The sequence below is a fragment of the Candidatus Poribacteria bacterium genome (genome assembly GCA_016866785.1).
Taxonomy (GTDB): Bacteria; Poribacteria; WGA-4E.
Genome location: VGLH01000104.1, coordinates 1 through 14,390 on the forward strand (window position 1 = coordinate 1; position 14,390 = coordinate 14,390).

Consider the following 14,390-nt stretch of genomic DNA (forward strand, 5'->3'; position numbering starts at 1 on the left):
AACCGGTCACGTCGGTGCTTTTCAGCCCGGACGGTCGGACGCTCGCCTCGGGTTCGGGTGACAAGACGGTGCGGTTGTGGGACGTGGCGTCGCGCCGGGAAGTCGCGGCGCTCGAGGGGCATACGGGACCGGTCTTGTCGGTGTCTTTCAGCCCGGACGGTCGGACTCTCGCCTCGGGTTCGGTTGACAAGACGGTGCGGTTGTGGGACGTGGCGTCGCGCCGGGAAGTCGCGTCGCTCGAGGGGCATACGTCCTATGTCTGGTCGGTGTCTTTCAGCCCGGACGGTCGGACGCTCGCCTCGGGTTCGTATGACAAGACGGTGCGGTTGTGGGACGTGTCCTCCTACGCAGGCGCGGCAACGCCGCCGCGAGAGAACTACCCGCCCCAACTCACGACAACGCTCGCCTTCGTCGAACCCTCCGGCAACGACTTTCTCGACGGCGAAGAGACTGGCTCCATCGAAGTCACCGTCGCGAACTCGGGCAGAGGCGCGGCTCGGAACCTCAACGTCCAACTGACGAACCTCGACAACGCAAAGGGCATCACGTTCGAGGCGACGAAAACCGTCGCCGAAATCGCGCCGAACGCCTCGGCGAAGGTCTCCATCCCTATTCGCGCCGTCGAAACGATTCCCGACCAGACCGCGCGGGTGCAGGTCGACGTCCTCGAAGCGACGTGGGGAGCCGACGCCGACCCGGTCATCGTGACCTTCACCACGCGCCCGCTGCGCCCGCCGCGCTTCGAGATACCCCCGACCGCCGTCGGCGTGGACGACGACCGCGAAGGCGAGTCGCAGGGCAACAGCAACGGCAGAATCGAGCCCGGCGAGCTCATCGAAGTCTCGGTGATCCTCCAGAACGCCGGCGAGGGCGACGCCCGCGGCGTGGGCGTGACGCCAAGCGTTCCCGACGGGGTCGTCTACCAATCGCCGACGACGACGTTGGACCTCGGCGAGCTGCGGGCGGGTCGCTGGAAGAAGATCACCTTCTCGTTCTTCGTGGCGAAGCGCTTCTCGGCGAGCGCGATTCCCCTGGAACTCCGCGTGACGGAGGCGCGATCCCGCTACAACACAACGCTGACGGTCTCCCTCCCGCTGAACCAGCAGACCCGAAAACCCAATCAGGTCATTGTTTCGGGCAAAGAGGAGACAGGGCGTCCCGACGCGCCGCCCGCCCCGACGCTCACCGTCGACGTCGACATGAACATCCCGAAGACGGGGAACAGCCGTCCCGACGCCGTCGCCGTCGTCATCGGAAACCGCGACTACGGGACGCGCGACGTGCCGCCCGTCGCCTACGCGAACCGCGACGCGACCGTCGTCAAGGAGTATCTCACCTCGACGTTCGGATACCGCGATGGGAACATTCTCTATTACGAGAACGCGACCCAAGCCGTGTTCAACAGCCTGTTCGGCACGAAGGACTCGCACAGGGGACGGCTGTTCGACCTTGTCAAGCCGGGCAAGTCGGAGGTGTTCGTCTACTACTCCGGTCACGGAGCCCCGAACGTTGGCGACAAGAAGGGCTATCTCGTCCCGACGGACTGCGACCCCCGCCGTCTCGAATTGAACGGATACCCGTTGGACGTCCTCTACGCGAACCTCGCGAAGATACCGGCCACGCAGGTGACCGTCGTCCTCGACGCCTGCTTCTCCGGTTCCAGCCCGGCGGGCACGCTCCTTTCCGGCATCAGTCCCGTCGTTATCGAGGTGGACAACCCGTTGCTCCTCCTGCCGAACGCGACGGTGGTGACCGCCTCGCGCGGGACGGAAGTCAGCGTCTGGTACGACGACATGAAGCACGGGCTCCTGACCTACTACCTCCTCAAAGCGCTCTCCGGCGCGGCGGACGCGAACCGCGACAAGCGCCTCACGAACGGCGAACTCGCCTCATTCCTTACGGACGACGCTGAGGGCGTTCCCTATATGGCGAGACGTCTCCGCGGAGCCGACCAGCACCCGACAGTTTCCGGCGCGGCGACGCAGATCATTGTCGGGTACTGAGTCCGCACAGCCTCTATGGAGTAGGAGAGCGATATGTCGCGAGCGTGGACCGGGGCTCTGATCGTGTGCGTCTTGATGTCGGCTGGCGTCCTTCGCGGCGATGTGGCGAGCTCGGAAGGTCTCGCGCCGACGGTATACCTCCTCGGCAAGGGCATAAGCACAGCGACGGACCCGCAAGACCGTGTTCGCGAAGCGCGCGAGGACGCGCGCGCTGACCTCGTCAAATCCATCCGCACGGTCGTCCAGAGCGAGTACCTTCGCCGCAAAGAAGAGATCGGAGAACGTTTCGAGTCGGTCGCAGTGTCGCAGACCGTGTCGACAGCGTCGATGGAGATCGCCGGCGTGCAGTACCGCCTCCGCGACGAGGGGAAGACCACCTACGCTCTTGCGTATGTGGATCGTGAAGAAGCCAAGCGGCTCCACTACGAGATTGCTGACCGCACTGCACAAGAGATCAGCGCTGCGCTGGAGAACGCGCGCCGCCTTGCCCATGCTGGCCGGAGGGACGAAGCGCTCCGAGCTTACGCCGCCATCTACCCGCTCCTTGCCCGCCTAGACGATGCTCTCGCTGTGCTGTTGGTTGTGCACGGCGAACCGCCCACTGTTCCGGTCGCGTCAAGCACGGTCGATGCCGAGATCGATCAGGTCGAGAACGCCGCGCCGACTTCGTTGGCAGATGCTGCCGCGCTCCTAGTGCGGAGGCTCGACCGCTGCGCGCCCATGGGAAGCGCAGTGCTTGTGCAGACGCCAGTCTATTCCAGCGCCAGTTTCTCCTCGCCGTTCGCGAGCCACTTCCGTAGGTTGATCGAGGTCGCTCTTGGCCCGCGCGCGGTACCGATGACGACCTCCTTCCAGGCGCGAGGTGTGGACACGCGCCGTGACGCCGCGAGGCAGTCATCGGCGAGAGTGCTGCTTCGGAGCGCGTACGTGGAGTCCGGAGAAGACATCGAGATCATCGGGTTCGCGGACCGAGTTGAGACTGCCGAGCGCGTCGGGTCCGCCAGGGTCGTACTGCCCCGAGCGCTCGCCGTCGAGGCGAATCTGGACACTCGCCCGCAGAACTTTGCAGAAGCGCTGGCGGATTCGCACGAGATCGGCGACGCCGAGCTGGAGGTCGTCTCAGGCGCGCTTCGGCTGGAACTGTGGACGAACCGTGGGGCGGACGGTCTCGCATTCGAGGAAGGCGACGTCTACAAGCTCTACGTCCGGACGAACCGGCCATGCACCGTGCGTCTGCTCTACCACTTGGCGGATGGCACGCGCGTCGTGATGTTTGAGGACTACACGATCCCTGCGACGATGGCGAACCGAGTCGTTGAGATCCCAGAACGCTACAGCGTTTCGGCTCCATTCGGCGTAGAGCGAGTCCAAGGGTTCGCCTACGTCAAGACCCCTCCTCCCATCAAAACGCGTCGTCAGCTGATTGCCGGTGTTTCGTATGACGTTCTCGACGAATCGCTGGGATCTGCGATGGCGCGGTACCGGGGGTTCGTGCGCCAAGGTGATGTCGATGACAACACGACGACGTCTCTGACGCTAACGACAATACGGCGCGAGGGGGGGACGCCTCGATGAGACGATGGCAACTCCTATTGGCGGGAGCATGGCTCCTCTGCGCAGCCGTGGGTACACCCGACGCCCTCGCTCAGGGAACGCCGACGCGGATCGCGACCCTCCAAGGGCATGAGTCTTGGGTCATGTCTGTGGCTTTCAGCCCGGACGGCCGGACTCTCGCGTCGGGTTCGATTGATGGCACGGTGAAGCTCTGGGATATCGTATCGCGGAACCAGCGGAAGACACTTACGGGACATGCGTCTGAGGTCTATTCGGTAGCCTTCAGCCCAGACGGTCGGACACTCGCATCGGGTTCCTGGGACCATACGGTGAAGCTGTGGGACGTGCCGTCCGGAAGCCTGCGAGCGTCTCTAAGAGGGCACACTGACTGGGTCATAGCAGTGGCCTTCAGCCCAGACGGTAGCACGATCGTGTCGGGCTCGGAAGACAAGACGGTGAAGTTGTGGGACACGTCTTCTGGCATCCTTAGGACGACGCTGCAGGGGCACGCGGGAAGTGTCCGGTCCGTGGCTTTCAGCCTGGACGCTCGAACGCTCGCGTCGGCTTCGACTGACACCACGGTGAAGCTGTGGGACGCGGCTTCGGGAAGCTTGCGAGCGACTCTAGAACATACGCACGGAGTTAGCTCGGTAGCATTCAGCCCGGACGGCCGGTCGCTCGCCTCGGGTTCTGGTGACCATACGGTTAAGTTGTGGGACGTGGTGTCTGGAAGTCTGCGGGAAACCATCAAGGATGCGTCTACGGTCCTCTCGGTGGCGTTCAGTCCGGACGGTCGCACACTCGCCTCAGGCTCTGTGGATCCTGCGGTGAAGCTGTGGGATGCCGTTTCGGGAAGACTCCGAACGTCCTGCAAAGGGCATGCGGATGCGGTCGAATCGGTGTCCTTCAGCTCGGACGGCCAGATGCTCGCATCGGGCTCGGCTGACGGGACGATCATCCTGTGGTCGACAGGAATCGTAGCGAACACGCCTCCGTCCGTTTCGGTGCAGTCTCCATCCGAGGGTCAAGCGTTCACGTATCCCGGCTTGGACGTCGTCGTGCAGGCGCGCGACTCGGATGGCAGCGTGACGGAGATCCGCCTAATCCACAATGGCAGCCCTGTCAGCGCAGCCCGTGGTTACATGCGTCAGGGGTCAAGCGCTCCCGCCCAGCAGGCATTCGCCGTTACGCTCGTTCCTGGCATCAACACGCTGTCCGCGACGGCAGTCGACGACCAGGGAGCCGTGTCGGCGCCGCAGACGGTCGCAATCAGCCTTGCGGTAGAACCGGCGCCGGCGTTCAAGACCTATGCCCTCCTTGTCGCCACCGGCGACTACGACACGTTGCCCGATCTCGCCAATCCAGTGGCGGACATAGAGTCCGTGGATCGCGAGCTCCGCGAGGCATATCGCTGCGAGACGCACGTGCTCCGCAATCCGACGCGCTCGCAGTTCCGCGCTGCGCTCCACGCCCTCGCCGAGCGACAGTTCGGTCGCGATGACCAACTGCTCGTCTTCGTAACGGGTCACGGGTTCTTCTCGGAGCGGATCCAGCGAGGCTATCTCGCCTTCCGCGACAGTCGGAACCCAAAGGACGATCCGCTCTACGAGACGCTCCTTCCCCACGCAGATGTCACCGAGGTTCTCGAAGCCCTTGACTGCCGCCACGTGCTCCTCGTCGTCGATTCGTGCTTCGCCGGCACGCTCGATCGAACCTTGGCGATGGCTCCTCGAAGGGACGTCGAAGGCGACTACGCACAGGCGACGCGGAGCGAGTTCCTGCGCCGGAAGATGGAGTACGCGACACGGCGATACATCACCGCCGGCGCGAAGGAGTACGTGCCTGACGGCAGACCGGGGCAGCACAGCCCGTTCACGCGGGCGTTTCTGGAAGCTCTGAGGTCGTTCGGCGGCACCGACGGCATCCTCACGCTCGAGGAGATCCACGGATACCTGGAACGTGTCGTGCCGCAGCCCCGCTGGGGAGAGCTCCGGGGCAATGAGCCCGGAAGCAGCTTTGTTCTGATCCCTTCGCAGTGATCTGCAGGGCATCGACAGAAAGGAGCCATACGACCTACGCTATACGGGACCCGGGTCAGACAAACCGATCCGAAGGAGAAACGCCATGGGGCGGAATCGTTGGCTTGTCGCGTTGTTGGTGTTGAGTGTCGTCGGGTGTGGAGGCGCGAAGAAGAGCCCACAGCAGGTGTCCGACGAGAGGAAAGTCGATCAGGCGCTCTCGCAGATCCCTGACTGGTACATGAACCCGCCGACGGACGCGAACTTCATGTACGGAACGGGCACGAACGACTCGCGGGACCTTCAGATGGCGAAGGATGGCGCGGAGCACGCTGCGCGGGTCTCCATCGCCAATGCGACCGAAGCAAAGGTGTCTGCGCTGTTCAAGTCCTTTATGGAGCAGACCGGCGCTGCCGAGGACGAAGAGCTGCTCCGGATGAACACGAACGTCTCCAAATCGGTCGCCAACGAGGTCATCGCGGGAACGCGCGTGTCCAAGCAGGCTGTTATGAACGAGAACGGGAGGTTCCGTGTCTACGTCCTCCTCGAAATGCCGCTCGGCGAAGCCGGCTATCGTCTGAGAGATCGCCTGCGCGCTCAGGAGAACGCCTACACGCGGTTCCGGGCGTCGCAGGGATTCCAGGAGCTTGAACAGGAAGTCGCCGCCTTCGAGAAGTGGAAGAAGGAGCAGGGAACCGGAACGCCGCCAGCGGTTCCATCCCTCGGCAACGCGGCAAGCGATGGCTCCGGGACGGCTTCAGGGCAGTAGCCGGTGGTTACCAGCAAGAGCCTGGGACGGAGGGGATTCCTCGCAGGAGTCCTCTCCGTCTCCGTCATTGCCGGATGCGCCGGGCACCGCCTCTCGTCGGGTGCAGAGAGCCGCTATCCGTGGTGGTTTCTCGAGACGCCGGAGGGGCCCTACGCCGTTGGATACAGTCCGGCATACCACCATGAGGCGTCTTCCGTAGCGTCGGCACGGCATGTCGCAGCTGCTGCGCTCGCGATTGAAGACAGCGTCTCGTACGAAGGCGGACGAGGCATCGAGCGCGACGTGTTGGGGACCTTCTTCGCAGGGAACGACACCGCCGAGGCGTTCGACGATGCCCGCGCCCGCGCGTACGAGAAGGACGGAGAAGCCATCGCCCAGTCGGCGTCAGACCGACTGGTGTTCGTCCTGCTAGCGAGGCCGTCGAGCGCACGACTCTCGTTCGACGACGAGACGATCTCTTTCCCCGTGAAGCCACCGGCGTGGACGACGAGCCTGCCCCAGGACCCCACATGCCTCTACGCGGTGGGCGTCTCGGTCGCCTACTACCACGAGGAGTCGTCGTGGGAGGTTGCCGAGCGGAACGCTCGACTCGGACTCGCACAGGCGGCGCGCGCCGTCGTGCGGGAGTTGCATCGCCGCGAGAACGCTCAGCAGAGCGGCGTCTCGACGGTCGACGTGGACGTGCGCTTGACCGGTCTCCGAGTCGTCAAGCGCTGGCGGAACCCGGCGGACGGGAGTTGCTACACGCTCGCGCGGGCGATGCGCCCGTGAACGATGAGAGGAGTGCACGATGCGACGACGGTTGTGGCTGTCCTTGACGTTCGCTCTCGCCATCAGCGGGTACGCGAACGCGGCGACGCCCGGGAACGAAGCCGACCTCGCCGCGGCGTTGGAGCGCATCCGGCAACTCCGCGCAGAGCTGGCGAACGTGCCGAGTCTGCCGAAGGATGAGTTCGAGACGACGGAGGAGTACAGGGCGCGTCTGGACGCGGAAACGGCGCGTATTCCGAGGGAGACTGCTGAAATTGAAGGGCAGCGATTCGTCGTTTCGTTGCAGATGACGCTCGGAGTCTACGAAGCAGACGCGCGTGAGTTTCCGGCGACGTTATCGCACGCTACTTACCTTCAGCCTCCGGTCGAACTGCGACTACAGATGCCTCGCGAACTCGCGCGAGGCGCGAAAAACGCTCTCCGAAGTGCCCAAGGCATGTGTCAAATCGCTGACGGTGATCTGATACTCGTGTCTGTGTGGGTTGATTGGCAACGAGCCCGCTATACGTTTCGCGAACGAGAGCCTTTGTGGCGCGAAATACGAATCTTCAGCTCGCATCATGCTCCTGTCAATACGGTGAGTCTGAGTACGGATGGGCGATTCCTCGCGACCGGTTCCGACGATATGACCGCAAAGCTGTGGGACGTTTCGTCTTCACGTGAGCTGCGTACTCTCAAAGGTTTCAGTGGTGGGATCGTATCGATCTGCTTCAGCACGGACGATCGACTCGTCGCCGCCGCGTCGTGGGACAAAACAGCGCGTATCTGGGAAGCCGAATCCGGAAAAGAGATTAGCACCCTACGGGGGCACAGCGGAGGAGTCCTGTCGGCGTCGTTTGGTCCCGACGGATGCCTCGTTGCAACCGCGTCAGAAGACCAAACCGTGCGACTATGGGACGTTAGGACGGGATCAAAACGCTGCGTATTGAATGGCCACACGAACTGGGTCCGGTCTGTTTGTTTCAGTCCAGACGGTCGTTATCTCGCGACTGGTGCTGCCGACCACACCGCTCGTTTATGGGATGTCGAATCCGCGAGTGAGGTTCGGGTATTCCGAGGACATACGGGCGACGTGAATTCTGTGGCGTTCAGCCCAGATAGTAAGTATCTGGCAACGGCATCGTCTGATAGTACCGCAGCAATATGGAACGTCGCGTCGGGTAGACGCATACGCGATTTCCGTGGACACGAAAACGAAGTCTGGTCGGTCGCGTTCGATCCGTCAGGTAGTTATCTCGCAACTGGCTCTTGGGATCGTACAGTGCGTCTGTGGAACGTAACGACCGGTACCGAGCTCAAGAAACTCACTGAATTCACAGGTTGGGTCTATACGGTTGCGTTCAGTAGAAACGGACGTTTTCTCGCATCTGGTTCCGTTGACAGAACTACCCGTGTCTGGCGACGCATTTCCCTCGAACTATCTCAGACATCGATCGCGCGAGTAGCGTCCGAACCGGAACTGACGACGATTACATCGGCTACCACTCTGAACGCGGCCGCCACATTCGTTGATTCCTCCCAAGACGACACCCTCGAAGCCGACGAATCCGCGACGCTCCGCATCATCGTCCGCAACGACGGCGACGGAGACGCCCGGAACGTCACGGCGACGCTTTCGACTTCCGGCGTCTCCGGTGTCACCGCTCCGCCCACCGTCTCAGTTGGCGACATTCCCGCGCGCTCGGAGCGCTCCGTCGACGTCCCAATCGAAGCCGAACTCACCTTGCAGACCGGCGAACTCTCAATCACAGCGACGTTTCAAGAAGATTCCGGCAACCCGCCGAAGCCGGTTTCTGCCACGATTCGGACTCGTGGCGTCAACGTCGACGAGAACCTCCCCCTCGCCAAGAGAAGAAACCCGCACGGCGTCGCCGTCGTCATCGGCGTCGAGGACTACCCGCAGGACAAGTCCGCGCCGTTGCCCGTCGTCCCGTTCGCCCTCCGCGACGCGCAGACCGTCCGCAGCTATCTCTTACAAGCGTTTGGCTTCGAACCGTCGAACATCCTCGTCCGCACGGACTCCGGCGCGACGAAGGGCGAGTTCGCCCGCGTCTTCGACCAAGACGGTTGGCTGGAGCGCCGCGTCAAGACGCTTGGGACCCCGTCCGCCGCTGATGTGTTCTTCTACTTTGCAGGTCACGGAGCTCCCTCCGTTACGCCCGAAGGCGTGAAGCCGATTCTCGTCCCCTACGACGGCGACCCAAACTACGCGGCGCAGACGTGCGTCCCGCTCGGCGACGTCCTTTCGCGTCTCGCCGCGCTTGGAGCGCGAAGCGTGACCGTCGTCCTCGACAGTTGCTTCAGCGGCAGCGGGAGGGCGAACGAGTCGGACGCGCCGCGACTGCTAGCGGAAGCACGCGAAGCCGTATGGGATGTGGACCCGGTCGCCAAGGCGGGCATCGCCGTGTTCTCCGCCGCTTCGGGTTTTCAGTGGAGTTCGTCGTATCCCGCCGTTCGGCACGGGTTGTTCACCTACTTCTTCCTGCGCGGTGTCCGCGGTGAGGCGGAGTCAGACGCCGATGCGCGGATTACCGTCGACGAACTGGATCGCTATCTGTCCCGAAGCGTCCCGAAAGCCGCCTTCGAGCTCTACGAACGGGAGCAGACGCCGACCCTTCAGGCGACGGACAGCGTCAAAGCCCGCGCTCTTGTGGAGCTCGCCGCAAAGCCATGACTTGGAGAGTCGAAGATGACACGGACGTGCTACGACCGATTCGCATGGTGTTTTGTTCTCGCGTGCTCGTTGGTCGCCGCGACGCGGGGACAGGAACCCCGCACCCTCGCCGTCGAGGAAGCGCCTAAGGCGACCCCCTCCGTTCTCGGAACGGTGACGCCGGGCAAGCGGTGGGCGCTGCTCGTTGGCGTCTCGGAGTACCCTCAAACGTCGGAGTCGTTCGAGATTCCGCCGTTGAAGGCGGCGACGAAAGACGTCGAAGCCCTCGCGACGTTCCTAAGCGATCCCGCGAAAGGAGGATTCGCCCAGGCGAACATCACTGTTCTGACCGACGAGAAGGCGAAGCAGCGCGACATCCTCATCACCTTCAACGAGCTTGCGAAACGAGCGGCGCCCGATGATCTCGTCCTGTTCTACTTCAGCGGGCACGGATACAAACCCCTCGGCGAGACGGAGACGACCTACCTCGTCCCCTACGACGTCGACATGCGCGACCTCGACGCGTCGGCGGTCAACTACGATGACCTTTCAAGACGAGTCGCGCAGATGGAAGCCCGCAAAGTCGTCGTGATTCTCGACGCATGCCACGCCGGAGGCGTCAAGCCGAAGGGCGCCCGCGCCGCCGGAACGACGGGTCTCGTTCAACGCTACCTCGACGCATTCCAGAAGTCCGAAGGACGCGCTCTTCTCCTCTCCTCGGATGAATCCGAAGTCTCGTGGGAGGAGGACACGGGAGGCGTCTTCACCGCGTTCCTGCTCAAAGGACTCAACGGCGACGCCGACGTGAACCGCGACGGGCTCGTGACGTTCACGGAAGCCTCCCTTTACGTCGAGAAGGGCGTGCCGGAATACACGCGGAGCCGCTTCCCGAAGGTGCAGAAGCCGACGCGACGCTACGAATCGGGCCCCGTCCGGGGCGACATCCCGCTTGCCGTCACGCCCGCATTCGAGGCGCGCACGCGGGAGGCTCGCGAACTCCGCGACGCCCGTCTTGCCGCAGTCTCCGCCGCGAACCTCCCCGCCGACCTGCGCGACCTCTGCGTCCGAACCGCCGAAGCGGCGTTGGAGCGGGGCATCCTCGCCGGCGTCCTGACGCCGCACGAGGAGCGCGTCATCGCCGAAGTGGACGGGCTTCGGCTCAAAGCGCGTTCCGTCTCCGAAGTCGTCGAACGGCTGCAGGCTCTCCTCCATCCCGAAGCGACGCCCCCGCCGAAGCCGTCGGAGCCCCTTGCACCGCCCGACGCGATGGGGTTCGTCGTGAGCGTTCAACCGGAGGACGCGGACGTGACCGTCACGGCGAGCGGCGGTCGCGGCTTCGCGCCGGAAAGCCGCCTCGAACGAACGCGCCGTTTCCGACTGACGCCGGGCCGCTATACGGTCGCCGTCTCGCGCAAGGGATACAGGGCGCAACGGAGCGATGTCGATGTGACTGCGGAGGGCCAATCGGTCGACGTCGCTCTGGAACTCGCCTTCGGGACACTCGCGTTGAGCGTCGCGCCGAACGACGCCGCGATTTCGCTCGCCGCGAAGACGTTGGAAGTCGGCTCCCTTCCCGACGAGGCGGACTCCGAACAACAGGCGGCGATCGCCCGTCTCCGACTCCGCCAGACGAACGAAGCGCCGCTCGCGACGGGAACCTACACGCTCACCGCGTCGAAGAAGGGACACAAGACGCAGGAGCGGGAGTTCACGATAACGGACGGCAGGACGACGACCGTCTCGCTCTCCCTGCCGCGCGAAGGTCAAAGCGCCGCGCCCGACGACCGCGACGCGCGCGACGACGCGCCGTCGCCGCTCCGCGAACCCACGTGGGTGAACGCCGTCGGTGAAGCCTATCTCCAATATAAGACGGCGGAGGAAGCCCAGCAGATCGCCCTTCGGAACGCCTACAAGAACGCCGTCGAACTCGCCGTCGGGATTCGCGTGGATGTCACCGAGACGCGGATTGTCGCCGATTCGGACGCCGAGTTCCGCAAGGCGTTCACGCAGTTGAGCCGCTCGGACGCGCGCGGCGTCGTCGTCAAGACGGAGACGCCCCGATGGAGCGTCGTCCAGACGCCCAGCGACGGCGGCGCGCCGATTCTCGGCTACCGCGTCGAGGCGCGCTGTCTCGTGGCTCCCGACCGGGGCTCGTCCGACGAGACGTTTCGCGTCGTCGCGTCGCTGAACCGAGAGACGTTCCGCGAGAACGACGAGTGCGTCCTGAGCGTCACGGCGACACGAAACGCCTTCCTGACGCTATTCAACGTGACTAGCGACGGGCGCGTCTATCTCCTGATTCCTACGGATGTCCTCGCCGAAGCCGCGTTGAGCGCGAACCAAACGACAGAGATTCCCTCGAAGATCGAGCGGGAGCAGGGGATTCATCTCCGAATGCGTCTCGCGCCCGAACGGAACACGGCGACGGAATCCTTCTTTCTCGTCGCGACGAAGACGCGCTGGAACCCGCCGAGAACGGCTCCCGATTCGACGCTCCCCTTGCTCGACATGAACCAGTGGCTTGCCTCGATCCCGCGCGATCAGCGCACGGAAGACGTCGTCGCCTACGACATTCGGAAGGAGACCGCTCAATGAAAAGCGTCATGTGGCTCGCGTTCGCGTTCGTTCTGGGTTGCGGCGGAGCGGTTCCCGGCTTCTACGAGAATCCACCGCAGAGCGATGACGCCCTCTACGGCGTTGGCGTCGGCATGTCGAGCGACTTGCAGATGGCGCGGACCATGGCGACGGAAGCCGCCCGCGTCGAGATCGCCCGCGCCGCGGAGACGAAGGTGAACGCCCTCTTCAAGCAGTTCCGCGAGCAGGTCAACGGCGTCGAGGAGGGCGAGTTCCTTCAACTCGCCGCCGACGTCAGCAAGACGGTCACCTCGTTCGTCACGACGGCGACGCGCGTCAGCAAGCAGGAAATGAAGCGCGAGAAGAACGGCTATCGGGTCTACACGCTCCTGGAGATGCCCGTCGGCGAGGCGAACGCCGCGATGGTGAACCGCATCCGCGCGCAGCAGAACCTCTACACGCGCTTTCGCGCCTCCCAAGCCTTCTCGGAGTTGGAGCGTGATGTCGCGGAATACGAGAAGTGGAAGCGGGAGCAGTAACGTGTGCAGTACTCGCCGCCTAAGGCGTCCAACGTCACGAATGACTCTCTCCACCAAGGACCATCAGATGACACGACTCATCCACCTCTCCATGACTCTTCTTGTCGCCTTGGCATCTACGAACGCAGCTTACGCGCAGAGCATCGCCGGGGCCTTGCTCGGCGAAGCGTCTTCGTCCTCTCCAGTCATCGCAGTCGCCGCGTTTTCGGACAACTCCAAAGATCGTGATCTCGATTGGCTGTCCCATGGCTTTGCGGACATGCTGTCAACCGATCTGGCGTCGACAGGGAAGGTTCGCGTTGTCGCCCGCCTCGACCTCGATTCGGTCATCAGGGAGCAGAAACTCTCTCTGTCCGATTTGATGGATCCGAAGAAGAGTGCCCGAATGGGAGAGCTGATCAGCGCAGACACAGTCCTGACCGGGAGTTTTATGAAGATCGGGAATACGCTTCGCGTCGACGCAAAGCTCTACGAGACCACCACAGGCCTATCCAGGGGGGTCGCCTCAGTCCAAGATGATGTAGCAGCGATCTTCGCCATGGAGAAGACGCTGGCAGTCAAGATTCTCGCCACCCTCGGCATCACGCTCGCTCCGTCTGAGCTAGTCGCTATCATGCAGATCCCGTCGCCGTCTCTTGCGGCGACCCGCATGCACCTCGAAGCGCAGGAGCTCCTGCACCGCGGCCAGCCTGAGAAGGCACAGGACTTCCTCAACCGCGCTCTTGAGATCGACCCCTACTTCCGATTGGCGGCATCCGACCTGCAAAAGACCCAGGTTCGCGTGTCGGGCGTGTCGCTCTTCCAGAAAGCCCGTACCGAGCTCGAGAGGAAGGATGCGCAGCTCAAGGCTGTCGAGGCCGCCGTCAATGAGTTTCTCCGCGATCTGCTTCCCATGGAAATTGGCGAGGTGGAGACTATCGAGACGGACGCATCGGATCCGACGTACAGCGTCGTCGTTGTTCCGGTCAGGACCGGGTACGACGAGAAGAAGCTTGAGCAGTTCTACAAGACGCTGCAGACACTCTCGGCTGGTACGGAGGAGGTAAGGTTCCGTTTCCTCGGCCGGAAGGTGTTCGCCGCCGCATTCTATCCAGAAGTCTGGAAGGCGTTGCGCGCAGACTATCTATTCAACAGGGGGGTTCGTTACTACTGGGAGCTTGCCATCATGGACTCCGACGGGGACGTGCTGCAGGCAGCTTCATTTCAGCGTGGTCTGAAATTCACTTCGTTAAGCGTTGACGCTGATGTCTATCACTACTTCGACATGGATCCCGGCGGGACGCAACCCGGCATGGCACCAAGATGGTTACGGGTCAGGATCGAGACGAAGCTCTTGCCACGTATCGCCAGCATCTCGGTCAAGGGGTATCCAGATCGGGTAGCGCTGAGGTAGCGGTACGCCGGCACCAGACAATGACACCAACCGTCCATCGAGAGCCTGTCCACCTGCGGCTTGCCACTGTGTACGGCATGACCGCGGCGTGCCTGCTGCTTGCGTTCATTGCAGGA

At 63.4% G+C, this 14,390-nt stretch carries 8 protein-coding genes and 1 pseudogene; all 9 read left to right on the plus strand.

What is annotated here, in order from left to right; all coding sequences use genetic code 11:
* Positions 1-2,003 (plus strand): hypothetical protein (locus FJZ36_13970; GenBank protein MBM3216012.1); only part of this gene is annotated, 2,003 nt, incomplete at its 5' end.
* A 33-nt stretch (positions 2,004-2,036) separates the two neighbouring features.
* Positions 2,037-3,578, plus strand: a complete 1,542-nt coding sequence (locus FJZ36_13975) for a DUF4384 domain-containing protein (GenBank protein MBM3216013.1) — start codon at positions 2,037-2,039, stop codon at positions 3,576-3,578.
* A pseudogene (locus tag FJZ36_13980) lies at positions 3,575-4,522 on the plus strand (WD40 repeat domain-containing protein). Before FJZ36_13975 ends, FJZ36_13980 begins: the two are co-directional and overlap by 4 nt.
* 1,159 nt (positions 4,523-5,681) lie before the next feature.
* Positions 5,682-6,344 carry a hypothetical protein gene (locus tag FJZ36_13985; protein ID MBM3216014.1) on the plus strand — a complete coding sequence of 221 codons (663 nt, stop codon included), beginning with the start codon at positions 5,682-5,684 and terminating at the stop codon, positions 6,342-6,344.
* A gap of 3 nt (positions 6,345-6,347) precedes the next feature.
* Positions 6,348-7,115, plus strand: coding sequence for a hypothetical protein (locus FJZ36_13990; protein MBM3216015.1), 768 nt, complete (start codon positions 6,348-6,350; stop codon positions 7,113-7,115).
* Between the two features lie 19 nt (positions 7,116-7,134).
* Positions 7,135-9,789, plus strand: coding sequence for a hypothetical protein (locus tag FJZ36_13995; protein MBM3216016.1), 2,655 nt, complete (start codon positions 7,135-7,137; stop codon positions 9,787-9,789).
* 15 nt (positions 9,790-9,804) lie between these two features.
* Positions 9,805-12,363 carry a DUF4384 domain-containing protein gene (locus FJZ36_14000; protein MBM3216017.1) on the plus strand — a complete coding sequence of 853 codons (2,559 nt, stop codon included), beginning with the start codon at positions 9,805-9,807 and terminating at the stop codon, positions 12,361-12,363.
* Positions 12,360-12,881, plus strand: coding sequence for a hypothetical protein (locus FJZ36_14005; GenBank protein ID MBM3216018.1), 522 nt, complete (start codon positions 12,360-12,362; stop codon positions 12,879-12,881). Before FJZ36_14000 ends, FJZ36_14005 begins: the two co-directional genes overlap by 4 nt.
* Complete coding sequence (locus FJZ36_14010; GenBank protein ID MBM3216019.1) at positions 12,844-14,274, plus strand: hypothetical protein; 1,431 nt, start codon at positions 12,844-12,846, stop codon at positions 14,272-14,274. The genes FJZ36_14005 and FJZ36_14010 overlap by 38 nt, the downstream gene beginning before the upstream one ends.
* The last annotated feature ends 116 nt before the right edge of the window (positions 14,275-14,390 follow it).